Source organism: Brevibacterium sp. BDJS002 (genome assembly GCF_028201555.1).
Lineage (GTDB): Bacteria > Actinomycetota > Actinomycetes > Actinomycetales > Brevibacteriaceae > Brevibacterium > Brevibacterium aurantiacum.
This window is the reverse complement of sequence record NZ_CP116392.1, coordinates 2,963,290-2,987,114: the sequence shown is the minus strand read 5'-3', so window position 1 is coordinate 2,987,114 and position 23,825 is coordinate 2,963,290. Positions and strand designations below refer to the sequence as shown.

Below are 23,825 nucleotides of genomic sequence, written 5' to 3'. Positions count from 1 at the left end.
ATGTTGCTCGAAGACTTCTGGTCGGCCGCACGGTCCGCAGTACCGGAGCTGCCGGTGCACGCACCCCAGCCGTGGGCCTTCGGTGCGACGCCCGAGCATGCCGATGACCTCCTCGCATTGGTCCTTGACGGGACGAAGACCGGCACAGCCTCTGCGCTCTGTGACATCGAAGCCGAAGGGGAAGAAGTGCCCAGAGTCGGTGAAGTGAGCATCATCCTCGACGGCCGCGACAGTCCCCGAGCGGTCATCGAGACCACTGCCGTCGTGACTGTTGCCTTCGACGAGGTGACTGCTGAGCATGCTCACGCCGAAGGCGAAGGCGAACGGACCTTGGCGGCCTGGCGGGAGATCCACGAGAGGTTCTGGCGAGACTACAGCCAGAGCTCAGAGGGTTTCGCCTCGGATATGCTCGTAGTGTGCGAGCGGTTCCGGCTCGTGTTTCCACGGTGACCTGTAGACGCAGGTAATCGGACGGAAGGACGAAGTGTCTGAAACTGTCGATTGGTGGAGTCTCATCCATGCCGAACGTGCCCGCTTGGTCAAACTGCTGGAGACGCTCGAGTCTGACCAGTGGAGCGCTGACACGCTGTGTTCTGATTGGAGTGTCGAGCAGGTCGTTGCCCATCTCAGCGCGGCGGCGAACACGGGCAGGTGGGCGTGGATTCGCAGCATCGTCGCCGCCGGATTCAACGCTGACCGGCACAATTCCCGACTCCTGGCCAGGTTCCGAGGGAGGTCGCCGGAAGAGACTCTGGGGATCTTCCGCACCTGCATCACGGCCACGATCGTACCGACGAAGGACTATCCTGCGTTCCTCGGCGAGGTCATCGTCCACTCTCAGGACATCGCCCGGCCACTCGGGCTGACTCTGACTCCCGACCCCAGCGCAGTCCATGAGGTCGCTGGCTTCTATGCCGCGAAGGACTTCGCCGTCAACAGCAGGACCCTCGTCAAAGGGCTGACTCTCGTCGCAGACGATGCTGACTTCAGGGTCGGAAGCGGACCGGCGGTCAGAGGCAGGCTCCTGGATTTGGTGATGGCGATGGCGGGACGTCCGGTTTTCGCTTCGCTGCTCGAGGGCGAAGGCGCCGAAGAACTGCGAACTCGCATGAGTTGAGGTCCGCGCACAGACGCTTGAGAAACTTCGTCCTTATGCTTCCTGCGGCTTCGCGTCGTAGGTGAGCCAGTTCGTCTTCGTCGCCACCTTGTCATAGAGCACCTGAGCTTGAGCATTGTCGTCGGCAGTGATCCAGCGGACGACCGAACGACCCTCGTCCGCGGCGATCTCCTGAAGACGGGCGATGAGCGCACGTCCAGAACCTGTTCCGCGGGCCTGAGGATCGGTGAAGAGGTCATCGAGCCAGAGACCGACCGTGCCGGTCGACGGACGCGAGAATCTCCGGAAGTCCGCGATTGCGACGATGCGGCCATCCGCCTCGGCGACCAGGCCTTGGCATTCGTGTGCTGTATCCATGAGCCAGCCCCACACCCGGGAGACGATGTCCTCGGATTCCGGCAGGTGATAGAACTCGCGGTAGCCGCGGAAGAGCTCACGCCAGCGAGTCTCGTCTGCCGATTCAACAGAGCGAACGGAAGTGGTCGACGAATCTGCCATGACTGTCCGGGCCTTTCCTTATAGTTCTGCGGGGTGACATGTGAGCGCCGCAAGGCGACATGTACTGCAAGAGTATGTGAAAAAGCCCCTGGCCGGGAGGATATTTCCCGAACCAGAGGCCGTTCTCCGCTCTGTACGCGAGGGGGGACTTGAACCCCCACGTCCGCAGACACTGGAACCTAAATCCAGCGCGTCTACCAATTCCGCCACTCGCGCGCGACGTCCTCAAGATTAGCAGGACGAGGGCGCGATGCTGAAACGATCAGATAACGTAGCCGGTCAGGCGGCGTCGATGCCCAAGGCCTTGCGCACACGAGCCACATGACCGGTGGCCTTGACGTTGTACTGTGCCAGTTCAACGGCGCCCTCAGCATCGATGACGAGCGTGGAGCGGATGACGCCCTGGACGACCTTGCCGTAGTTCTTCTTCTCCCCGAAGGCGCCCCACTCTTCCATCATGGTCTTGTCGGGGTCGGAGAGGAGGTCGAAGTTCAGGCTCTCCTTCTCAGCGAACTTCTTCAGCTTCTCCGGCTTGTCCGGCGAGATGCCCAGGACGACGAGACCAGCAGCGGAGAGCGCCGAGAGCGAATCACGGAAGTCGCAGGCCTCGGTCGTGCAGCCGGGAGTCATTGCGGCAGGGTAGAAGTAGACGACTACCCGCTGTCCCTTGAACTCGCTGAGGGTCACGGACTTCCCGTCCTGATTGGACAGGGTGAAATCCGGTGCGGTGTCGCCGACTGACAGACGTGGCATAGTGTCTCCTCTTCTCGTTCGGAACGTCTCCGAAATTCTCAGTTCACGGACCACTCTAGTCTGAGACCCCGACACGGTTCAGCCTCACTCGATTCGAGCGAAGACCTCGCCGACGGCCACCATGTCACCGACTTTCGCGATCTGTTTGAGTGTTCCGGCGCTGGGAGCCTGGACTCGGGTCTCCATCTTCATCGCCGACAGGACCGCGACATCGTCTCCTTCGGCCACCTCGGCGCCGTCGGCGATGAGATAGTCGACGAGGTTACCGGGCACCGGAGCACTGACACCACCGGTCTCCGCGGCGCCACCGTCAGAGCCAGTTCCACCAGCACCACCATCGTCAGTACCGGCAGGCCCGTTACCGGCGGTTCCCAATGCGGCCAGCAGTGCACTCGGCAGGCCGAGGCTGGAGAGCTTGCCGTCGATTTCGATGTTCACTCGTGTCAGCGAGGACTCGGAGGCCGGTGCCGGCCGAGGCTGTGTGCTCAGCCGGGGGAGGAGCTCGGATTCGATCCACTGTGTGTGAATGCCAAGGTCATCACCCGTGAACGCCGGATCCGTGAGAATCTCCAGTGAACAGGGCAGCACGGTCGCTGGCCCCTCGACGTGGAGTTCCTTCGCCGCGGTCACGGTCCGGGCGATCGCGGACGCACGGTCGGGGCCGTGGACGATGAGCTTGGCGAACAGCGAATCGAAGGCCGGCTGCACCATGTCACCGGCCCGGACTCCTGCATCCCAGCGCACACCTGGGCCGCCCGGGGCGCTGAGCACATCGATGCGGCCGGGAGTCGGCAGGAAGCCACGCCCCGGGTCTTCGGCGTTGATGCGCAGCTCGATGGCATGCCCCCGTGGTTCGGGTGTCGACGACAGCGACAGCTCCTGGCCGAAGGCGATGCGGAACTGTTCGGCGACGAGATCGACACCGGAGACCGCCTCGGTGACGGGGTGTTCGACCTGGAGACGGGTGTTGACCTCAAGGAAGGTCATCGTGGAGTCGGCGGCCAGCAGGAACTCGACGGTGCCAGCACCCCTATAGTTCACCTCGGCGCAGATGGCCTCGGCCGAACGGTGCAGACGCTCACGCTGATCGGCGCTGAGTCCGGGAGCAGGTGCCTCTTCGATGAGCTTCTGATTGCGGCGCTGGGCCGAGCAGTCACGATCGCCGACGGCCACGACACGTCCCTGACCGTCACCGACGATCTGGACCTCGACGTGGCGAGGGCGCTCGAGGAACTTCTCGACGAAGCATTCGGAGCGTCCGAAGGCCTCCACCGCCTCACGAGTGGCCGATTCGAATGCATCGGCGACCTCGGCGAGGTCGTGGACGATCTTCATGCCGCGCCCGCCTCCGCCGTGGGCTGCCTTGATGATGATCGGCAGACCGTGTTCGGCGGCGAAGGCCTCAACCTCCCCAGCGTCCTTGAGCGGCCTGTCGATGCCCGGGGCCAGGGGTGCGCCGACCTTCTGCGCCAGTTGGCGGGCGGTGACCTTGTCACCGAGTGCTGTGATCGTGGCCGCGGTGGGCCCGATCCAGATGAGCCCCGCGTCCTCGACAGCCGCGGCGAAATCGGCGTTCTCGGACAGAAAACCGTATCCAGGGTGGACGGCGTCGGCCCCGGACTGCTTGGCCACGGCGATGATCGCATCGATGTTGAGGTAGGTGTCGCCCGCGTTGGTCCCCGGCAGGGAGTAGGCCTCATCGGCCAGCTGGGTGTGCATGGCTTCGAGGTCCTGGTCGGCGTAGACGGCGACCGAGGTGTGCCCGTAGTGGGAGCAGGCGCGGATGACGCGGACGGCGATTTCGCCGCGGTTGGCGATGAGGATCTTCGGCATGATTCAGTGTCCGTTCTCCGGTGAATGAGCGGTGTGGTCTGTGCTGGTGGCATGGTCGGCCACCGAGGAGTCGGCGGTGACGAAGCGGATCTTGATGCCGGGCGCCAGCTGCGCCACCAGGTCCGTGTCATCGACGCTGGCGATGATCGGATAGCCCCCGGTCAGCGGGTGGTCGGGTCCGAAGAGCACAGGTTGGCCATTGGGTGGGACCTGCAGCGCCCCGGTGACGGCACCTTCGCTGGGAAGTTCGCCGGTGCGGGAGCGTTCGAGTGGGACCTCTCCGCTCAGCCTGAGTCCGACCCGATCGGATTCGTGCGTGACCGTCCAGACCTGGCCCAGCAGGGTCTGCAGACCAGCGGAGGTGAACCAGTCTGCGCGTGGTCCCAGCGTCACCGACAGTTCGATCGTCTCTCCCGGTGCCGGCAGGTGCCGTTGGCCACCTGCACTGCGGACAGGGTCGACGAGGTGGGGTGCCGATTCCGGTCGGCCGAGGGCAACGGTGGTGTCCGGCTCCAGGTGTGCAGGGCCGAGGCCGGCCAGGGTGTCTGCCGAGGCGCTGCCCAGTGCAGTCTCTGTGGTGATCCCGCCGCGGAAGGCAATGTAGGCACGGGTCCCGCACTCTGCAGTGCCGAGTTCGAGTTCGTCTCCGTCGTCGAGTGAGAAGGCCTCGCCGAGGTGGTGCCGGAAGACGGCACCTTCGGCAGAGGTCACGGTGATCGTGGCCCTCGCCCCGGTCACAGCGGCCACACCGGCACCGGTGATAGCCAGCTTCACCCCACCGCCGAAGCTCTCCAGCCCGGCCGCGGTCTCGGCGTTGCCGACGAGACGGTTGGCAGTCTGCAGTGCACTGCGATCGGCGGCTCCTGCGCTCGAGACGCCCATGGCCGCGAAGCCGGGACGACCGAGGTCCTGGACGAGCAGCTGCAGTCCGGGACGGATGACCGTGCAGGAATGCGCCGTGACAGCTGCGTCCGGCTGTGGAGGAGGCGAGACAGCGCTGACGGACTTCTCGCTCACCGTCACCGTTTCCCGGTCGGCTTCGCAGAATCTGACGGTCGTTCCGGGCACGAACAGGGCAGGGGGTTCCCGGTCGAGGTCCCACAGCGTGGCATCGGTGCGGCCGATGAGCTGCCAGCCGCCGGGGGAGGCGCGAGGGTAGACGCCTGTGAATTCCCCGGCCAAAGCCACCGCGCCCACGGGCACACGGGTGCGCGGGGAGGATCGGCGGGGAACGTCGAAGATCGGGTCGTCACCGGCCAGGTACCCGAATCCGGGGGCGAAACCGGAGAACGCGACCTGCCAGGTGGCGCGCTGATGCCGGGTCACTACCTCGGCGGGGGACAGGGAGAGGAGATCGGCCACCTCGTGAAGGTCCTCACCGTCGTAGTGGACATCGATCGTGACCTCACGGGACTCGGTTGAGTCCGTGCCTGTGTGTTCGAGTCCGCGGATCTGATCTGCAAGCACTGACGCCGAGGTGCGGGTCGGGTTGAATCGGATGAGCACGGTCCGCGCGGCTGGGATCAGCTCATCGACCCCGGGCAATGCCGCCGCCTGCAGCCCCTGATGCAGGTGCATCGTGGCCGCCAGGTCCCCGCATTCGACGAGGAGATGACGACGGGAGGCGGTATGGAAGTCAAGGGTGTCGATCATTGGCGGTAGTTGCCTTCCGGCGCATCGGTGATGAACATCCGGCCCGGTGAGTGCGTGATCGCAAAGGGTGGGGCCGATGCCTGGATGGCGAGCTGAGGTGTGACTCCGCAGGCCCAGAACACGGGGATGTCCCCGTCCTGGATTGCGGGGGCGTCGCCGAAGTCGGGGGAGTGAAGGTCGGTGACGCCGATCTGCTCGGGGTCGCCGATGTGGATGGGGGCCCCGTGGACGGCGGGGAAGCGGTCGGTGATGCGCACCGCCTCGGCGACCTGTCGGGCCGGGATGGGACGCATGGACACAACCATGTCGCCGTGGACCCGACCGGCCGGGGTGCAGGCGGTGGACGTGCGATACATCGGCACGTTGCGTCCGGCCTCCTGGTGGCGGATGGGAATGCCAGCCTCGGTCAGCCCGGATTCGAAGGTGAAGCTGCACCCGATGAGGAAGGACACGAGGTCGGGATGATCTGCCCAGGCTGCGCTCGCGTCGGTGACCTCCTCGACGAGTTCACCGTTCTCCCACAATCGGTATCCGGGGATGTCGGTGCGGAGGTCGCTGCCCGGCGCCAGACTCGATTCGACCTGCCCTGGTTCGAGGACGTCGATAACTGGGCAAGGTTTCGGATTGCGTTGGGCGAAGAGGAGCATGTCGAAGGCCCAGTCGGCAGGCACGGCAATGAGGTTGGCCTGGACCAGACCGGGAGCCAGCCCCGAGGTGGGTTCCGTGGAACCTGCCCGGATGCGCTCGCGGGCCTGCTTCCCAGCAGACGCCTCCTTCCCAGCAGATGCCTGAGCTCCGGCGGTGCTGTGATCGCTGCTCATCGAACGGCACCGGCGAAGGCCGCGATCCTCACGCCCGAGGATTCGAGTAGCTCCCGGGCGGCCCGGGCCATGTCGATGGAACCCTGGCTGTCGCCGTGGAAGCAGATGGACTGGGCGTCGACGTCGACGAGGCTGCCGTCGATGGCCTCGACCTGACCCGTCTGGACCAGGCGCAGGACACGCGCGGCCACAGTTTCGGGGTCGTGGAGGACAGCATTGGGTTCGGTGCGAGCCACCAGCGAACCATCGGGATTGTAGGAGCGGTCGGCGAAGGCCTCGGCGGCGACGTTGAGCCCCGCATCTGCGGCGACGCGATTGGCCACGCTGCCGGCCAGGCCGAGGAAGACCAGGGACGGATCGACGGCCTTGACCGCGTCGACGACAACCTTGGCCTGAGCCTCGTCACGGACGATGGCGTTGTAGAGACCACCATGGGGTTTGACGTAGGCGACGGAACCGCCGACTGCCGCTGTCAGGCCCAGGAGAGCGCCGATCTGGTATTCGACCTGCGCCTGCAGGGTGGAGGCGGGGACGTCAAGGGGGCGCCGACCGAATCCCTCGTAGTCGTCGTAGCCGGGGTGAGCGCCGATCACGACTCCACCCTGCGTCGCCGCGGCGAGGGTCTCCCGGATGCCCTCGGGACTGCCGGCATGGAAACCGCAGGAGACGTTGGCGCTGGTCACCAGGTCCAGCATGGCCGCATCGTCGCTGACGACGCGGTCGGGGACGTTCTCCCCGAGATCCGAGTTGAGGTCGATGGTCATCGCGCCGGTGGCGCTCGTGCCTGTCGCGTTCATTGTCATCCTCCGATTCCGATCATTGCGAAGATGGGGCCGACCGATCCGACGGCCGTGTACCACATCACCAGTGTTGCCGCGGTGCCGATGATCAGCAACCACTTGGGGTACTTGTCGACTCGCAGGAGTCGAGGTCTGAACCAGCCGATGTACATAAAGATCGTCAGGCCGATCGGCAGGATGAGTCCGTTGAATCCGCCGACGAAGACGAGCAAAGTGGCCGGGGCGGTACCGATGCTCAAGTAGACGATGAGTGAGACGGTGATGAACGCAACCGTGGCCAACTGCAGCGGCCAGCCCTTGCCGAGGCGTTTGGAGAACGCGGACAGGAATGTCGCCGAAGTGTAGGCCGCCCCGATCACCGAGCTCAATGCCGCGGCCCAGAAGATGGCACCGAAGATGCGCATTCCGGCGTCGCCGAGGACGGCTGCGAACGCCTGACCGGCAGGGTTGGCGGCCTGGCCGCTGAGATCGAGAGCGACTCCCGAGGCGACGACGCCGAGGATGGCCAGGAACAGCACATAGCGCATGACGCCGGTGACGAGGATGCCTGTGAGTGCCGAGCGCATCACTGAGGGAGCGTGCTCCGGTCCGGTCTTGCCCGAGTCGAGGTAGCGGTGGGCTCCCGAGTAGGTGATGTAGCCGCCGACAGTTCCGCCCACGATGGTTGTGATGGTGGCGAAGTTGATGGTGTCGGGCAGGAAGCTCTGCTTGATCGCTTCACCGACCGGTGGGTTGGAGGCGATCGCGACGATGACGGTGAGGATGATCATGCCGACGCCGAGGACCATGACGACGGCGTCGACGACCTTGCCCGCACGTTTGAACAGGAAGATGCCGATGGCCAGCACGCCGGTGAGCAGGCCGCCGAGCTTCGGGTCGATGCCGAGGAGGGCGTTGAGGCCGAGTCCGCCGCCGGCGATGTTGCCGATGTTGAAGGCCAGACCGCCGATGACGATGAGGACGGACAGGAGGATGCCCGTGCCCGGGATGGCGCTCGAGGCGAGCTGCGCGGCCCGCTTGCCCGACGACGTGATCATCCGCCAGACATTGAGCTGGATGGCGATGTCGATGAGGATCGAAACGAAGATCGCGAAGGCGAAGGCTGCGCCCATCTGAGCGGTGAATGTCGCCGTCTGGGTGATGAAGCCGGGGCCGATCGCCGAGGTGGCCATGAGGAAGATGGCACCGAGGATCGCACTGCGGCTGACCTTCACTGACGGTTTCGTGGTCTGATCTTGCGGCTGTGACATGGGATCTCCAAGTTGCCTGACGTCTGGTCTGCCTCGCCGAAGGATAGAGGACCAACCACGGTGGTGGTCCGCGTCACTATCGGTGAAGCGTTAGACAATCTAGCATGGATTGTTCAACAAGAATAGACTTGAGTCACATCTCAGTTCAGGAATTGTTCCCACGAACTTGAGGCATTTGTTGCCTTGATCACTAGGATGGAACCGTGAATCACGAATCGTCCCTGGTCAATCAGCTCACCGACCGCCTCATTGCCGGTGAGCTGCCGCCCGGCGTCCGCCTGTCCGAAGCCGCCTTGGCAAAGGAGTTCGACGTCTCCCGCAACACTCTGCGCGAAGCCTTCCGCGTGCTGGGGGAGCAGGGGCTGGTCAATCACATCCCGCACCGTGGAGTCTCGGTGGCCTCACCGAACACCTCCGATGTCATCGACATCTACCGGGTGCGACGCCACATCGAATGCTCTGTGCTGGAGAATGCTCCGAAGAACCATCCGGGCGCCGAGGAGATGCGCCGGGCGGTGGAAGCCGCACAGGCTGCCGCGGCCGCCGATGACTGGCTGCAGGTGGGAACGCTGAATATGTCGTTCCACAATGCTGTGGTCTCGCTGTCGGACAGCTCCCGGCTGATGCGCTCGTTCGGCAATGTCCTGGCCGAGCTGCGCTTGGCCTTCCTCAAGGTAGAGGTTCTCGACTTCCTCCATGCGCCGTTCGTCGAACGCAACCAAGAGGTCCTCGACGCCTATCTGAATGAGACCCCGAAGGAAGCGGCCGCGAAACTCGGTGCGTACCTCGGTGACTCCGAACGTCAGGTCCTCGGCGCCTACGCCCGCGCCGGCCAGGACTGAGCACCATGTTCTGAGTGCGATCTTCTCAGCCTGAGTGCGATCTTCTCAGCGCCGGGGCCGTTGGGGCCCGACTGCTAGACTCATAGAGACGTGTTTGTGCAAATTGCATACGCCCATGTCGGCCCAGGCCTGCATGTCTATCGGCAGATCAGACAGTGGTCGGTCTGCAAGGAGTGCGCAATGAAGTATGCACCATATCTCTGTCCCGACTGCTACGGCCGTCTCATTGACACCGCCGCTGCTGCGGAACCCGGTGACGGAGTGAATCTCAACCCCATGCTCGAGTGCGCAGACGGCTGCGGCGTTTCGGAGAATGCACTCAAGCCCTATAGGACCCGGATGAACGGCAGAGCCCGCAGAGCAACGAGGACACCAGTCCGATCTGCGGCCAAGGCACCGGTTCGACGCCAACACTAGCCAGCTGACACCGACCCTGGTGCCAGTTACGGAAGACAAACAAGAAACCGCCGTTCGGATGATCCGAACGGCGGTTTCTTTGCTGTGGTGCACCCCCCGGGACTTGAACCCGGAACCCACTGATTAAGAGTCAGTTGCTCTACCAATTGAGCTAGAGGTGCGAGCTGCGCTTGCCGCGCAACGAGAATTAATATTACTCAGGTTCCCAGGGTTCATGCAAACTGAGAACGGCACTTTTCAGATTTTGTGAGGTAGCTCGCATACCTGCACGTCAGAGGTACATCCCGGACCGCGACTGCTCCGCTGGTTCTGAGATCGCGTGGACGTCGCGCTCACGCAGGAGCACGTACGCCGTCCCCTCCAGCTCCACCTCGGCGAGCTCCTCAGGATCATAGAGGACGGTGTCGCCGAGGTTGGCCTGCCTCACGTGTGGGCCGGCCGCGACGACCTTGCCCCACACGAGACGCTTGCCCATGCTGGCAGTTGCCGGGATGACGATCCCTGCCGAGGATTTGCGTTCCCCGGCCTCCTCGCCCGGATCCACCAGGATCCGGTCGTGCAGCATGCGGATGGGCAGAGCGGACTCAGCCACGCTTGCTGCGGCCGGAGACACCCACGATCAGTGCGGCCACGCCGAGGACGACTCCGACGCCGAGTGCAACCGCCTCGGGCTTGACCGAGCCGCTCTCCTCTTCAACGACGGAGTACTTCGCCTTGTTAGCGGCGCGAGTCGCAAGGACCTTCGGGTGGACACGGCCCACAAGTTCATCGATGTTGTCCGCGATGCGCTCTTCGCGCAGGCGAATCGATTCCGCCAGCTGGCTGGGTGACGCTGAGTCGACGGTCACATCTGAGGTGTAGACATTGTCAGTCATCGGGGCAGGTCCTCCGGGTCGAGAATACATTCATGCACGTGACGGGGTGCCAGCGTGCCTCGTGTCAAGCTTAACCGCTTGATTCTCCCAGTGTCAGATATTGACCGCGGAGAGCCGAAAAGTCAGGATCTCGACGTCGGCGTCTTCGGGCATGGTCGGATAGTGATCGCGCAGATTGGTCACATATCCCTCGATGCTCGACCCAGCCTGCAACTGCAGAATCTGCGGTGTCAGCTCGCTGAGGCGATGGGTGTTCACCGAGGTGATGTCAACGGGCAGCGGCCCGTGTTCGGTGTGTTCGAAATAGGCCAAGGCAGGGCCTGGCGAGTGGGATTCCTGCCACCGCACGGTCAGGTTCTTCCTCCCAGAGGTGGTCGCCTCGTAATAGCGAGGGTGGAACCTCAGGAGGCGTTGGGGTGCCGAATCCGGCTGACGGTAGTAGTGGGGGACGAGCGCGGAGATCGGAGCGATCATGGCAGACCCGGCAGAGCTGGCAGGCCCAGCAGAGCCCGATCTGGGGACTGCGACGAGTGCGTCGGGGTGCAGGTCGAGGATTACCTGACGGCAGCGTCCGCAGGGGGATAGGAGGCCCCGGCCGCCATCTCCGGCGGCTGCGATCGTGACCAGCGGACCTGCTCCGGCGGCTGCCGCATTGCCGATGGCGACGAGCTCAGCGCAGGGCCCGCCGGTGAAGTGGTGGACGTTGACGCCGGTGTGGATGCGACCATAGGTGTCCATGACGGCGGCTGCCACCGTGTGATTCTCATCGGCTCCGAGTGTGGCTGCCAGAGATTCGGCGACGTCGATCACCTCGAGTTCTGAGTCGTAGAGGTCCATGCTGTGATCTTAGAACAGCATGGACCTGTGAGGTGGGCTCAGTTCTGAGGCGGGTCAGTTCTGCTTATTGCGTCGGCTGACGATCCAGATGATGAAGCCGACGGCGGCCATACCTGAGGCTGCGAGGATGAAGATCGGCCACGAACTCGCAATAGTTGACACAATCGACTCACCGAACGAGGTCGATGGTGGTTTGTCGCTGCGAGGCTTGGGAGTTTCGCCTCCGGTGATGAGGTCCTTGTCATCATCCGGCACTGGAGTGTCAGGGTTCTGCGGGACGGGATCCGAGTAGTCCGGAGGTGGGGAGTCGCCGTTTCCGGGCAGCCAATCGTCGCCGACATCTCCAGGAATCTCATCGCGTGTGTCCGAGGAACCGTTGCCGGTCGCAGGGTCTGGGGTGGAGTCATCGCCGACTGGCCCGCCATCGCTATCGCTGGAGGTTGTTCCGGAGCCGTCTTTGTCCGCGGAGCCTTTGTCGTCCTTGCTGTCCTTGCCGCCGTCCTTGTCCGAGCTGCCTTTGTCATCGGAGCTGCCGGAATCGGAGCCGTCGGATATTGATGAGGAGTTCGAATCAGAATTCTGCTTGGAGGAATCGGCGTCTGACGATGACGAGGTGTCGGATTCCTTGGAATCAGCTTTCGCCGAGTCTGAGGATTCGGAGTCGGAGGAAGTGTCGGACGAGGACTTGCTCTCCGAGTCCGATGAGGTGTTGGAATCCGAGTTGTCGCCGGCGGAAGAGTCGATGTCTGTGCCGGCGTCCGAGTCTGTGCCGTCGGCCTCAGTATCGGACCTGGCTGTATCGGTATTGTTTCCAGTCGCCTCGACATCATCACCGGCCATGTCGCCTCCGTCGTCGGTGCCGTCGCTGCTAGCATCCTGTTCCGTGTTCGCACTGTTCGAGGCCCCGTCGTCGCCGTTGCCACTGCTCGTGTATTCGTCACCTTTGACAGTGATGGTTCCGTCGTCGGAATCGAACGTCCACTCAGGGTCCTCGGTAAAGTACTCGAAGACCATCTTTTCATCGGGATGGTCGGGATCGACGACGTAACCGTCCTCGTTGAGCTGAAACTCGGTGGGCAATTCCTCCTCGGCGGTCGGCGGAAGTGAGTTTCCGCTGTCGTCGATGTCGCCATTGGTTTTGGCCGTGGACGCAGGTTCCTCTGCGGGGTCCGACGACTTCTGGACCGGCCAGCGCTTGTCGTCAGCCTGGGACGGCCCTTGGAAAGTCACGTTCTTCCAACTCTCAGGCAATTCCTCGGAGGGCGATATCCTGATGGTCTTGCGAGGTTCGTTCCAGGTCGTATCGAGCGGCTCTTTCACATCACACGGATCACCCTCGGGAGCCTTATTTTCCGGGTCGCACCCGGTATCATCATTCCCACTATCGGAGCCCGCGTTGGCGTCGGGAGTCGCCCCTTCGTCTCCATCGGCGTCGTCGGCCTCAGAGCTTCCAGAATCGGAATCAGCCGTGACGGAGCTTGTCGCGTCGCCTGGATCCAAAGCTCTAGCACCTTCGGGAGATCCGTCAGGATCGGAAGTGGTGGTCCCCGAGCTTGATGAGCTGGTCTGGTCGGAGTCCGTGACACTCGCATTCGCTGGAGCGATTGTGCCTGTGAGCGGGAGCAGCACCAGGGCAAGAGCAGTGCCGAGGGCGGCCGCTGTGCGGCTGAACTCGCGTGTAGCTGGCACTGTGTTCCTTCGGTGTGGGGACTCCGGCATCAGACGTGCAAGGGGACTTGGCAGACAGGCACGTCTTTCCCCATCCTAATGGCTACATCAAGGGTGAGAAAGTTTTCGGTCATTTCTCGCTCGTGTCGGACGACTTCTCGTAGGCCCGGATCGTCGAGTCTGCGCCGTCGACGATGGCTCTGCCGCCGTCGTCGGTCAGCGCCAGCAGGTTGGTGTCCGTGCGGTAGGCGTGTTTGCCAGCCAGCAGGCAGGAGTCGTCGTTGTCGACGGTGCAGGGCACGATCGTGCCGCGCGGTTCCGAGAGGTGGATGTCCTTGCTCGAGGTGTCCATGAGCAGCAGCCCGGATTCCAGGTCGAAGAGATACGGGCCGATGTAGGCTCGCTTTCCGCCTTGGCCGCGCACCCATGACATCTCGCCGACGATGTCGGTCGTGGTGGTCACAGTCGAGAGGATCGAACCGTCTTCCAAGGAGTGGACGACGAGTTGGATGCGGTGACCGGAGTTCGTCGATGCTCCCTGTTCGCCCCACAGCGTGACGGCCTTGCCATGACCGGCCGAGACCCATTTGATGATCTGGAGTCCATCGGCGGGGGCTTCGAGTTTGACGGATCGCTCATCGCCGGACTTGATGTTCTTCGCCTTGACCGGACCGTTCCAGTCGGAGCTGAAGAGCTCGTCGTTCTCGATCGCCATCGGCGTCGATCCCGATTCGGGAGTCGGCACATTCACGAGACCGTCGACACCGAAGGTGGACAGACGGTTACCCGACTTGATGAGGACGCTTTTGCCCGCCGAGGTGATGCGTGCGTTCTCCGGCAGCTGATAGGTCTTGGGCTTGTCCTCACCGTCCATGAGCGCTTCGGCGGTGTCGCCGGCCTGCCACAGCAGGGCGGGCTTGCCGTCGATGATCGTGTCGACGGCGAAGGTCGGGGCTTCGCTGGTCTTTCCCGAGTACCGGGATTTGCCTGTCGCGGAGTCGAGGACTTCGAGCTTCCCGCCGTCGACGACGAGGACACCACGATCCGAGGCCGTGACCGAGGCGTCTTTGGGGATCTTGGTCTCCCACGTCGGCGAGTTGTCGAAGCCGGGAACGACGTCCGCGGTCTTGTCCACGGAGAGTTCGGACGCGGGATTGATCTGCTGTTCCGACTCGATCGTCTGCGGTGAGTCCTGAGAGCCTGCAGGCACGATGTTGGGAATGACGAACGCCCCGATCATCAGGATCACGATGCCGATGAGCACGAGTCCGGGAACGGTGATCTTCTTCAGTCGTTGGGGGCGATTCTGTGGTGAGTTCTTGTGCTGCGGTGCGCGCTTGCGCACTCGGGTGCGCTTGACTGTCGGAGCGTTGGGTGCGGCAGGTCCGGAGAACGGAGTGCCCAGGGGATAGTCATCCCCATTGCCCGCCTCGGCGTCGGTCTTCCCCTGTTGGTGACGCTCTGACTGTGCATCGGCAGGATCACCGTCCGTCGCCGAGGTGGTCGTGGACTCATCCGTCGACCTGTTCCCATCCGATGCGGGTGCGGCGGGAGAGGAGGAAGGTTCTTGCGAGGGAGGGGGAGTCGGTGATGCGGAAGCTGCGGGAGCGATCTTGCCGGTCTCGTCCAGGACGACGTCGACTTCCTGATTGCCGTCGTCGATGGTCACTGGTACTTGGGTCGCTGTCTCCCTGGCGTAGTCGCCAAGGTAGGTCATGGCCTGTCCGGTGTCGGAGTAGCGACTCGTCGCCCCGTTGAGGGTGAGATAGGTGAACCCGTCCTGAGAGACGGAGATCAGCGCACGAGCCATGTACAGGGTTCCTTGAACGATATTGAGGATAGGACCGTGACAATACTATTGAATCCAAGTGGATGCACCTACCGTTTTTCCGAAACCGTTATACATCGCTACTGAATCGTTGCACGTCAGGAGATCTGTGTCTCATTGTGCACCATATGCGCTGTGAGTTTGCCCGGGTGCCTGAGTGAGGTTAGGATGTATCTTGCTGTCTGCACCTGGTTGCAGCGCATGTGGTGGGTATAGCTCAGCTGGTAGAGCGCCGCGTTGTGGTCGCGGATGTCGCGGGTTCAAGTCCCGTTACTCACCCCGAACGGGAAGCCCCGGAGTCTGAAGACTCCGGGGCTTTTCTCATTCCTGTTCCTCTTCAGTCGGTCACGATCTGGCCTATCACCTACAGGGTCACCCCTGGACTTCCGTCGGTGAAGTGACAATACTCGGTCGCAGGTGCCTTCTTCGTGAAGGACCACGATCTGTGACATCACGATTCAACGAACAGGAGACGTGTTATGAACACCCCAGAGAGCATTGCCTACACCGCAAAGGCCGAGATCACCGGAGGCCGTGACGGTCATGGCGCTACCGATGACAAGGCACTCGACGTCGATCTGCGCAGCCCCAAGGAAATGGGCGGGCCCGGTGGCGGAACCAACCCCGAGCAGCTCTTCGCCGTCGGCTACGGTGCCTGCTTCCAGGGTGCGATGGGTCTGGCGGGCAAGGAGCTGAAAGTCGACACCTCGAAGTCAGTCGTCAACTCCGAAGTCGGAATCGGCAAGGAAGGGGAGAGCTTCGGCATCAGCGTCAAGCTCACCGTGACCATCCCCGGCGTCGACCAGGACACCGCGCAGAAGGTCGTCGACCGCACCCACGAACTCTGCCCATACTCGAAGGCCACTCGCGGCAACATCCCGGTCGAACTCGTCGTCCACGGCGCCTGACCGACCCACCGCACACCCAACTGAACACGACGACATGTCGGCACCCGAGAGGCATCTCGGGTGCCGACATCGGTCTGAGGGGAGGAACCCATGACCGTTGACCTCGACCTCACTGTCGTCGGCAGCATCAACGCCGATATCACCGCCATCACCCACCGACTGCCCGCAGCCGGTGAGACCGTGGGCGGGGGTCGGCTCGTCCATAGTCCCGGCGGCAAGGGTGCCAACCAGGCCAGTGCCGCGGCGCGACTGGGCGCGAGGACCAGGATGATCGGGGCCGTGGGCTCGGATGCCGCAGGCGCGGCGATGACACAGGCACTGCAGAGCGCCGGTGTCGGGACCGATGGCATCGCAGTCGTCGACTCGGGGACCGGGACCGCCCTCATCATGGTCGATGCAGCTGGCGAGAATCAGATCGCCGTGTGCGAGGGCGCGAATGCCCACGTGAGCATTGCCGAATGCGAATTCGGTGCCCAGGAGACCGTGCTCACCCAGCTCGAAGTATCCATGGACCTGATCACAGAACTGTCACATACCGTGCCGGGACGATTCGTCATCAACGCCGCCCCCGCTCTCCCTCTGCCCGCCGAGGTGGTCGAGCGAGCCGATCTCATCATCGTCAACGAGAGCGAATACGATCTGCTCCCGCAGCTGCGAGACGCGAAACTGGTGGCGATCACCTATGGTTCGCGGGGTTCGGGGTTATACGAATACGGTCGAGAGGTGGCCTTCGCAGAGGCATTGCCGCGTCGACCGGTCAGCACCGTCGGTGCCGGAGACGCATTCTGCGCGGCCCTCACCATCGCCCTGGCCGCCGGATACTCGCGGCAACGGTCACTGGCGGTGGCCAATGCCGTCGGTGCCGAGGCCGTGATGGACCCGAATGCCCAACCCGAATTCCACCGACTCGAGCACTACCTGCAATCGACGACTACGACGGAGACCACGACATGACGGACCCGAACGCTCCATCGCCTGACCTGTTCACGGGCCTGAGCGCCTTCCCCCTCACCCCGATCAGCGACGAGGAGATCGACGAGGCTGCCTACGCGGGGCTGCTCCAGCGTCTTGTCGCCGCCGGCGTCGATTCGATCACTGCCCTGGGATCGACCGGATCGTATGTCTATCTCAGCACCGACGAACGCGCCCGAGTCGCGCAGCTGACCGTCGAGCATGCTGCCGGGATCCCCGTGTTCGTCGGGATTGGAGCACTGCGCACGCGCGACGTTCTGGCAAATGTGGCCGCGGCTGAAGCCGCTGGCGCCCAGGGACTCCTGCTCGCTCCCGTCAGCTATCAGCCGCTGACCGAGGACGACGTGTTCGAACTTTTCCGCACGGTCACCTCGGCGACCGATCTTCCCGTCGTCGTCTACGACAATCCGGGCACCACGCACTTCACGTTCACCCTTGATCTCTACGCCCGACTGGCCGATCTCGACGGCGTGGCCTCGATCAAGATTCCCGGGCAGGCGATGTCGCCTCCGGACTTCACCGCCCATGTCGAACGGATTCGGGCCGCCACCGGCAACCGCGTGAGCATCGGGATCTCCGGTGACGCGTTCGGAGCTTCCGGCCTCAATGCCGGCTGCGATGCCTGGTACACGGCCGTCGGCGGAACCCTGCCGGCCCCGATGCTCGCGATCACCCGCGCCGCCCAGAACGGCGAAGCGGACCGGGCGTTGGAACTCTCCGCCGAACTCCAGCCTCTGTGGGATCTCTTCGCCGAACTCGGCGGCAGCCTTCGAGTCACCGCCGCGATCGCCGAACATCTGGGACTGGTTGCCCCGCATTCCCTGCCCCTTCCGATCCTCGGCCTCACCGATGACCAGAAGAGGAAAGCCGCCGAGGTGGCCGATACCCTCCACCTCGACTGAGCGACCGCGCTCGAGGTTTCGCCCGGAGCAGGGCACGTGTGTTCACTCGGAATCCACCCGGAGTTCGAGGCAGAGACAGACCGCCTGCCTATATATAAGTGGTTGCGGGCAGTTTCGCCCCCTCGATCACCTCGACTCCGGAGAACCGATGACGCATCAGTCCACCTCGCGCTCAACCACGGCCGCCCTGACCGTCCTGCTGCTGACCGCAGGCCTGAGCGCTACAGGGACGATGATCGGCACTGGAGCAGCAGCCGCGGCCGAGGTGAGTGAGCCCATCAGCTACTCCGCGCCGGAGGCAGGCGTGGACCTCGGATTCCTCGGCTCGCACGAGACCGGCCAGTTCGACGAGTCCGCCGCAGAGATCACCGCCGTCCACGGCGACACGGCCTTCACCGTCAATGCGCAGGCGGCAACCGTCGACATCATCGACATCTCCGATCCGCACAAGCCCGAGAAGTCCGGTGAAATCACCGGTTCCGGAATCGCGAACTCCATCGCCGTCCGTGACGACGGACTCGGCGTCATCGCGCTGGAGAACGAGGACAAGACCGCACCGGGATCGTTGATGTTCTTCGACGCCACCGACACCTCGGCGACGGTGCTGGGCACTGTTTCGGTGGGATCGCTGCCGGACATGGTGGCGCTGACCCCGGACGGCGCGCATGCGCTGGTGGCTAACGAGGGCGAACCGGACGAGGATTTCGCCACCGACCCTGAAGGGTCCGTATCCGTGGTCGACCTGCCCGCCGAGGTGGCCGCACCCGAGGAATCGGATGTGCACGCCGCCGACTTCCACGACTTCGAGGAAAGCGGTTCGAAGACGCTGCCCGACGACGTTCGCGTCTTCGGACCCGAACCGCACGACGATCTGCCGGTGTCTCGCAACCTCGAACCCGAATACATCACCGTCGCAGGTGACAAGGCATACGCCACGTTGCAGGAGGCGAATGCGATCGCCGTTCTCGATATCGCGACAGCCGAAGTCACCGAGGTTCTGCCGCTGGGCTTCAAGGATCATGGTCAGGTCGGCAATGGACTCGACGCCTCCGACCGAGACCCAGAGGATGCTCCGGAGAAGAACATCGCTGAATACCCGGGACTCAAGGGCGCCTACATGCCCGACACGATCTCAACATTCACCTCCGGCGGCACCGACTACCTGGTCACCGCCAACGAAGGAGACTCCAGAGAATGGGGCGACTTCGTCGACGCAGCCAGGGTCAAAGACCTCGGCGAGGACGAATTGGCACCGGTCTGTGAGACCTCCCCGCTGGCCGACAAACTCGGTGACGAGGACCTGGGCAGGCTCAACATCATCACCGACCTGGGGCTGAGCGAAAGCGGAGACTGCTATGAAGAGCTCTACTCCTTCGGTGCCCGATCCTTCTCCGTGTGGACGACCGACGGTACGCTCGTCGCCGACTCCGGCGACAGCTTCGAACAGATGACCGCCGAGGCGATTCCCGATTTCTTCAACTCCAACCATTCCGAGTCCAACCTCGAAGGTCGCAGCGATGACAAGGGGCCAGAACCCGAGGCGCTGACTGTTGGTCAGGTGGGTGAGACCACCTATGCCTTCGTCGGGTTCGAACGGGTGGGCGGAATCGCCGCCTTCGACCTCAGCGACCCAACGAACCCCACGTTCGCCACCTATTTCAACAACCGTGACTTCTCGGTCTCCGTCGAAGATGAGATCGAGGACGCCGCCGACCCAGACGCTCTGCTCTCCAGCGCAGGCGACCTCGGACCGGAAGGCATCACCTTCCTCGGTGCCGACGAGTCTGCGACCGAAGAGGCCGCCCTCGTCGTCGGCAACGAGGTCTCAGGCACCACCAGCCTGTACTCCGTCGCCGATCTCAACGACGACGGCGGTTCGGACCCAGAGGCCGAAACTGACGACTCAGCTGACTCGGACGACTCGACTGATTCCAACGACTCAGCCGAATCCGACAGCTCGGCTGCATCCGATGACTCCACGGATGCCGACAGCTCAGGTACCTCAGAGGCTTCCTCCGACTCCGGTGCTTCGGCCGATTCCAACGACTCAGGCAACTCCACGGACTCCAACGACTCGACCACTTCCGACAGCTCCGAGGACACCGACGGAGCTGCCGACTCCACGGGTGCAGGCGAAGACTCTGCCGCAGACTCCGAAGGGTCAGAGTCCGGGGCGAACAGCGACGCCGGCGCGTCCTCCGACGGGACAGACGCAGACGGCGACAATGCAGGCTCGCTGCCGCGCACCGGTGCGGACATGGGCCAGTACCTCATCATGGCCGGCATCGCGCTGGGTCTCATCGGCTTCGGTGTCCTTGCCATCTACCTGGCACGTCGCCGTCGGAACGGTCGTCGCGGAGACGGTCGCCGCAGCGGGGCACAGTCGAGCAACGACGTCCTCGGCTCAATCGGGTGGGATTGAGCGCGAAGATTCTCTGCTCGGCTGGGTGGGACTGAAGCCTGCGATGGTGTCAGTCGATCTTGCCGATGGGTTCGCGTTTCTCGGCCTGGAACTGGTCCTCGGCGCGACCGCGAGCCCAATAGGCTGAGATCGACAGCGACTCACGGGGCACCTCGTGTTCCTTGAGGACCGTCCGGATCGTTTTGATGGTCCCGCGCTCACCGTGGGCGAAGACCTGCGGTGTTCCTTCGGACCAGTCGAGCTCGCGAACAGCGGAGATGAGCTCATCGTCATTGTCGACCCAGACCACGGTGACGCCAGCAGGTGTGGCCGGCAGCAGCCGGTCTGCTTCGTCTGCGACGGCGGCGATGACGGTGCCCTTCGCCTCGGTGTCCATGGCTTCAAGCGCGGTGCTGACAGCAGGTATTGCGGTGTGGTCGGCAATGAGCAGATGCCATGCGGCATCGGGGTTCGGCCGGTACTTGCCTCCGGCACCGACCATGACGATGGTGTCACCTGGCTGCGCGGTCTTGGCCCAGGGGCCTGCAACGCCCTCGTCACCGTGGATGACGAAGTCCAGTGACAGCCATTTCTCGTCTTCGTTGATCTCCCGCACGGTATAGGTGCGGTTGCGGGGCAGCTTCTCGGAGGAGTTCTCCCGCAGCTCTGCCAGATCATAGGGCGGAGTGAGACCGTGTGCGGGGTCGGCGAACATGAGCTTGACGTATTTGTCGGTCGCCTCGTTGCTGTTGAGGGCATCGAAGCCCTCACCGCCGGCCCTGATGCGAATCAGGTTCGGGGAGATGGCGGTGACCTCGTGGACGGTGAGGATGGCCTGCGGCCGGGGTGGACGGGCTGAGCTGTTCTGCGTTGTGTGCGTCGTCGACATAGAGAGCCTTCCTGGGATGCGCTGGGATGCGACAGGGCCGGGCCGTTCGGATGGGCCGCCTCGGCGAGGGGCCCAAACTGCGCCTGCATGATCAGGTTAGTTAGCCTTACCTTATCAAGTGACGGTGTGGGCTGCCTCAGCCGGGCCACCAGGAGCCGCTGCGAAATCACGCAGCAAAATCACACGGCTCTCTGTGACCAGTCCTCACGCAGCCGTCGCAGACCCTTGAGCGCCTTGGGGGAGTCGACGTATTCGACCTCAGGCAGGGACGAGCTCGGGCTCTTGCACAGGAGCATGTCTTCGGGGTCCATGAGCGCGATGCGCTTGCCGTCGTCCTCGAGACGACTCATCGCCTCGGTGAGCATGCGCCTGGCCACCCCGTTGATCTCGTTGACCCGACGCAGGTCGAGAACGAAGACCTCGACATTGGATTCGGGGGCGTCCATGGTCCGGATGACGTTCTCGGCACCGCTCCACTGAATCAAGCCCTGGAGGCTGCAGATGCGGACCATGACGCCCTGGGAGTCCACGAAGCGTCGGTCACGGCGAATGATGGAGCGGGCAGGTTCGGGAGCATCCATGATGTGCAGACTCAGCTCCCGTGAGAGAGTCCGGAAGATGTTGGCTCCACGAACACTCGTCCCGTGCTTGTCCAGGCGCGGAGAGAAGGTGGCGATGCCGACCTGTCCGGGCAGGACCCCGAAGACTCCGCCCGAGACGCCTGACTTGGCGGGCACGCCGACCTCTGTCATCCAGTCACCGGCCGCGTCGTACATGCCGCACGTCATCATGACGCCGAGGACCTGACGGTTCACGCGAGGTGAGAGCACCTGTTTGCCGGTGATCGGATTGATTCCACCGGCGGCCAGGGTAGCGGCCATGATGCCCAGATCCTTGGTGGTGATGAGGATCGAGCACTGGGCGATATAGCCCTGGACCACCTCGTCGGGCTGGTCGGTGTAGACACCGTAGGAGCGCAGCATATTGGCGATCGCGACATTGCGGTAGGCCTCACCCCATTCGCCTTCGGCCACCGAATCGTCGACGCGCAGCTGCCGCCCGGCGAACTCGGACAAGCCGGCACGCACGATCTCGATCCGCTCGGCCAGCGAGGCTCCCGGCTCACCCAGGAGCGAATGGATGACCATGGCTCCGGCGTTGATCATCGGGTTGAGTGGTTTGCCCGACATCTTGTCCAGCGAGAGCTCGTTGAAGGCCTCACCACTGGGTTCGACACCGACCATGTCGAGGACCGCGGCCAGTCCCTCCTGCTCGATCGCCATGCCGTAGATGAAGGGCTTCGACATCGATTGGATGGAGAACTCGAACTCCGAGTCACCGGAGGAGTATTCGACCCCGTCGAGGGTGGAGATGCAGATACCCAGCTTCTCCGGATCGGCTGCCGCCAGATCGGGGATATAGTCCGCGTTCACACCGGACCGGTCTGACCTGTGACGATCAAGCGTCTCGTCCAGAAAATCAGGGATAGGGGATCGCATTGCACCTCCTGCAGTGTGATGAAGTTCGTGGGATGTGATTCGGTTGAATGAGTCGGGGCAGCTGATGCCCGACTGCTATTCTCACACACACCTCTGCTGGTGGGGAGTCCACCGCGGGGCAGCGAACTCAACATGGGCAGAGCATGTGGCAGAACTGGAACTGGGCTGGCACAGATGCCGCAGCGGCCAACCATAGTGTGTGAATATGTCGAAGCCAATCAGCATCATCGTCGCCGGTGCCATCGGGTTCGCCGCGATAGTCATCATCCTCGTGATCGTGTTCCAGGGGTCCGCCCGCATCCCCGATATGCCACCGGATCGGTCGAGGTATCCCGAACAGGCGCTGACACCTGAAGAGATCACGGTGAACGTGACACCGCGTAGCGATGGGTCGCTGCAGGTGAGCCAGCGCCTGATCTTCGATGTCACAGATGAGATGAAGGAGCCGCTGTCCTGGTATATCGGTGGAGAGCAGATCGGCTGGAACACCGGCGTCGGTGACGGTCCGAGGTATTACGTGCTCCCACAAGTTGGGGAGGTCTCAGCGCAGGAGCTGAGCACCGCGGAGGACTCAACGAAGGAGAATCCCGCCGAGGTGGGCGATCTCACCGTGACACGCGAGAATCGGTCGATCGACGATCCATTCTCCGACTCGGCCGTCTACGACTTCACGCGTGAGAAGCAGGCTGGCGAGGATTCGCAGTGGACCCCGGGCAGGCACGTCGTCGACATCACCTATGTTCTTGACGACGTCTACCTCAACGTCGATGGGCATGAGCTCTTCGTTCTGCCCCTGCGATTTCCCTCTGGATCGAACGAAGCGCCGAGCATGCGCACCGTGTCACTGGAAGCGGGAGGCCCGATCCAGTGCCTGCCAGACCATACGGAGTTCGACCCTGACGCCGAATGCACGGGATTGGACAAACATCGCTTCACCGACGACGGGACCAGACTCACCTGGTCAGAAGAGACCTCACCCAGCATCGAGGCCATCGGATTCGCAGCCCCGGAGAACATGCAGGCCGAACCCATTGACGCACCCGAACGCGAGAGGAGCTGATC

Annotated in this window: 22 protein-coding genes and 3 tRNA genes; 9 read left to right on the top strand and 16 right to left on the bottom strand. The window is 63.5% G+C overall.

Going from position 1 to position 23,825, the window contains the following annotated elements; translation table 11 throughout:
- Positions 1–450: an ASCH domain-containing protein gene (locus PGC08_RS13835; RefSeq protein WP_009885145.1), complete on the top strand. Its 450-nt coding sequence runs from the start codon at positions 1–3 to the stop codon at positions 448–450.
- Positions 451–484: 34 nt separating this feature from the next.
- Complete coding sequence (locus PGC08_RS13830; protein WP_271708630.1) at positions 485–1,117, top strand: maleylpyruvate isomerase family mycothiol-dependent enzyme; 633 nt, start codon at positions 485–487, stop codon at positions 1,115–1,117.
- Between the two features lie 33 nt (positions 1,118–1,150).
- On the opposite strand, the gene PGC08_RS13825 is transcribed toward PGC08_RS13830, so the two are convergent.
- The 8 genes from PGC08_RS13825 to PGC08_RS13790 form a co-directional block, all read right to left on the bottom strand.
- A complete protein-coding gene (locus PGC08_RS13825; protein ID WP_271708629.1) occupies positions 1,151–1,615 on the bottom strand; it encodes a GNAT family N-acetyltransferase in 465 nt (154 codons plus the stop codon).
- Positions 1,616–1,749: 134 nt separating this feature from the next.
- Positions 1,750–1,831 (bottom strand) — tRNA-Leu (locus PGC08_RS13820).
- A 63-nt stretch (positions 1,832–1,894) separates the two neighbouring features.
- Positions 1,895–2,368, bottom strand: coding sequence for a thioredoxin-dependent thiol peroxidase (gene bcp / locus PGC08_RS13815; RefSeq protein WP_069600594.1), 474 nt, complete (start codon positions 2,366–2,368; stop codon positions 1,895–1,897).
- A gap of 84 nt (positions 2,369–2,452) precedes the next feature.
- Positions 2,453–4,201: an acetyl/propionyl/methylcrotonyl-CoA carboxylase subunit alpha gene (locus PGC08_RS13810; RefSeq protein ID WP_271708628.1), complete on the bottom strand. Its 1,749-nt coding sequence runs from the start codon at positions 4,199–4,201 to the stop codon at positions 2,453–2,455.
- A gap of 3 nt (positions 4,202–4,204) precedes the next feature.
- Positions 4,205–5,854, bottom strand: coding sequence for an urea amidolyase family protein (locus PGC08_RS13805; RefSeq protein ID WP_193084303.1), 1,650 nt, complete (start codon positions 5,852–5,854; stop codon positions 4,205–4,207).
- Complete coding sequence (locus PGC08_RS13800) at positions 5,851–6,675, bottom strand: putative hydro-lyase (RefSeq protein WP_193084302.1); 825 nt, start codon at positions 6,673–6,675, stop codon at positions 5,851–5,853. Before PGC08_RS13800 ends, PGC08_RS13805 begins: the two co-directional genes overlap by 4 nt.
- Positions 6,672–7,472 carry a LamB/YcsF family protein gene (locus PGC08_RS13795; RefSeq protein ID WP_271708627.1) on the bottom strand — a complete coding sequence of 267 codons (801 nt, stop codon included), beginning with the start codon at positions 7,470–7,472 and terminating at the stop codon, positions 6,672–6,674. Before PGC08_RS13795 ends, PGC08_RS13800 begins: the two co-directional genes overlap by 4 nt.
- Before the next feature lie 2 nt (positions 7,473–7,474).
- Positions 7,475–8,725 (bottom strand): NRAMP family divalent metal transporter, encoded by a 1,251-nt coding sequence (locus PGC08_RS13790; RefSeq protein ID WP_271708626.1) that lies wholly within the window; start codon positions 8,723–8,725, stop codon positions 7,475–7,477.
- Between the two features lie 203 nt (positions 8,726–8,928).
- Between PGC08_RS13790 and PGC08_RS13785 the strand changes: the two genes are divergently transcribed.
- Positions 8,929–9,567: a GntR family transcriptional regulator gene (locus PGC08_RS13785; protein ID WP_271708625.1), complete on the top strand. Its 639-nt coding sequence runs from the start codon at positions 8,929–8,931 to the stop codon at positions 9,565–9,567.
- A gap of 502 nt (positions 9,568–10,069) precedes the next feature.
- Here the strand turns inward: PGC08_RS13785 and PGC08_RS13780 are convergent.
- From PGC08_RS13780 to PGC08_RS13755, 6 genes are all read right to left on the bottom strand, one after another.
- Positions 10,070–10,145: transfer RNA gene (locus PGC08_RS13780), tRNA-Lys, on the bottom strand.
- Between the two features lie 110 nt (positions 10,146–10,255).
- Positions 10,256–10,576 (bottom strand): GroES family chaperonin, encoded by a 321-nt coding sequence (locus PGC08_RS13775; protein ID WP_096161198.1) that lies wholly within the window; start codon positions 10,574–10,576, stop codon positions 10,256–10,258.
- The gene (locus PGC08_RS13770; protein ID WP_009882709.1) at positions 10,569–10,859 is read right to left on the bottom strand and encodes a DUF3618 domain-containing protein; all 291 of its coding nucleotides are present in this window, start codon (positions 10,857–10,859) and stop codon (positions 10,569–10,571) included. The genes PGC08_RS13775 and PGC08_RS13770 overlap by 8 nt, the downstream gene beginning before the upstream one ends.
- A 93-nt stretch (positions 10,860–10,952) precedes the next feature.
- Positions 10,953–11,696 (bottom strand): ASCH domain-containing protein, encoded by a 744-nt coding sequence (locus PGC08_RS13765; RefSeq protein ID WP_096161197.1) that lies wholly within the window; start codon positions 11,694–11,696, stop codon positions 10,953–10,955.
- Positions 11,697–11,750: 54 nt separating this feature from the next.
- Positions 11,751–12,926, bottom strand: a complete 1,176-nt coding sequence (locus tag PGC08_RS13760) for a hypothetical protein (RefSeq protein WP_271708624.1) — start codon at positions 12,924–12,926, stop codon at positions 11,751–11,753.
- Positions 12,927–13,494: 568 nt separating this feature from the next.
- The gene (locus PGC08_RS13755; protein WP_127362234.1) at positions 13,495–15,174 is read right to left on the bottom strand and encodes a hypothetical protein; all 1,680 of its coding nucleotides are present in this window, start codon (positions 15,172–15,174) and stop codon (positions 13,495–13,497) included.
- A gap of 224 nt (positions 15,175–15,398) precedes the next feature.
- Between PGC08_RS13755 and PGC08_RS13750 the strand changes: the two genes are divergently transcribed.
- The 5 genes from PGC08_RS13750 to PGC08_RS13730 all read left to right on the top strand — a co-directional run bounded on the left by PGC08_RS13750 (position 15,399) and on the right by PGC08_RS13730 (position 20,396).
- A tRNA-His gene (locus PGC08_RS13750) sits at positions 15,399–15,471 on the top strand.
- A gap of 200 nt (positions 15,472–15,671) precedes the next feature.
- Positions 15,672–16,100, top strand: coding sequence for an organic hydroperoxide resistance protein (locus PGC08_RS13745; protein WP_271708623.1), 429 nt, complete (start codon positions 15,672–15,674; stop codon positions 16,098–16,100).
- 90 nt (positions 16,101–16,190) lie between these two features.
- Entirely contained in the window at positions 16,191–17,054 is an 864-nt protein-coding gene (locus PGC08_RS13740) for a ribokinase (RefSeq protein WP_069600518.1), read from the top strand.
- A complete protein-coding gene (locus tag PGC08_RS13735; protein WP_009882701.1) occupies positions 17,051–17,974 on the top strand; it encodes a dihydrodipicolinate synthase family protein in 924 nt (307 codons plus the stop codon). The genes PGC08_RS13740 and PGC08_RS13735 overlap by 4 nt, the downstream gene beginning before the upstream one ends.
- A 148-nt stretch (positions 17,975–18,122) precedes the next feature.
- On the top strand, positions 18,123–20,396 hold the full coding sequence (locus tag PGC08_RS13730; protein WP_271708622.1) for a choice-of-anchor I family protein: 2,274 nt from the start codon (positions 18,123–18,125) through the stop codon (positions 20,394–20,396).
- A 49-nt stretch (positions 20,397–20,445) separates the two neighbouring features.
- Here the strand turns inward: PGC08_RS13730 and PGC08_RS13725 are convergent, their stop codons facing one another.
- Both PGC08_RS13725 and PGC08_RS13720 read right to left on the bottom strand, forming a co-directional pair.
- Positions 20,446–21,264 (bottom strand): siderophore-interacting protein, encoded by an 819-nt coding sequence (locus tag PGC08_RS13725; protein ID WP_271708621.1) that lies wholly within the window; start codon positions 21,262–21,264, stop codon positions 20,446–20,448.
- 179 nt (positions 21,265–21,443) lie between these two features.
- Complete coding sequence (locus PGC08_RS13720) at positions 21,444–22,763, bottom strand: glutaminase (RefSeq protein ID WP_096178833.1); 1,320 nt, start codon at positions 22,761–22,763, stop codon at positions 21,444–21,446.
- Between the two features lie 205 nt (positions 22,764–22,968).
- On the opposite strand from PGC08_RS13720, the gene PGC08_RS13715 reads away from it, so the two are divergent.
- Entirely contained in the window at positions 22,969–23,823 is an 855-nt protein-coding gene (locus tag PGC08_RS13715) for a hypothetical protein (protein WP_069600516.1), read from the top strand.
- Positions 23,824–23,825 lie beyond the last annotated feature (2 nt).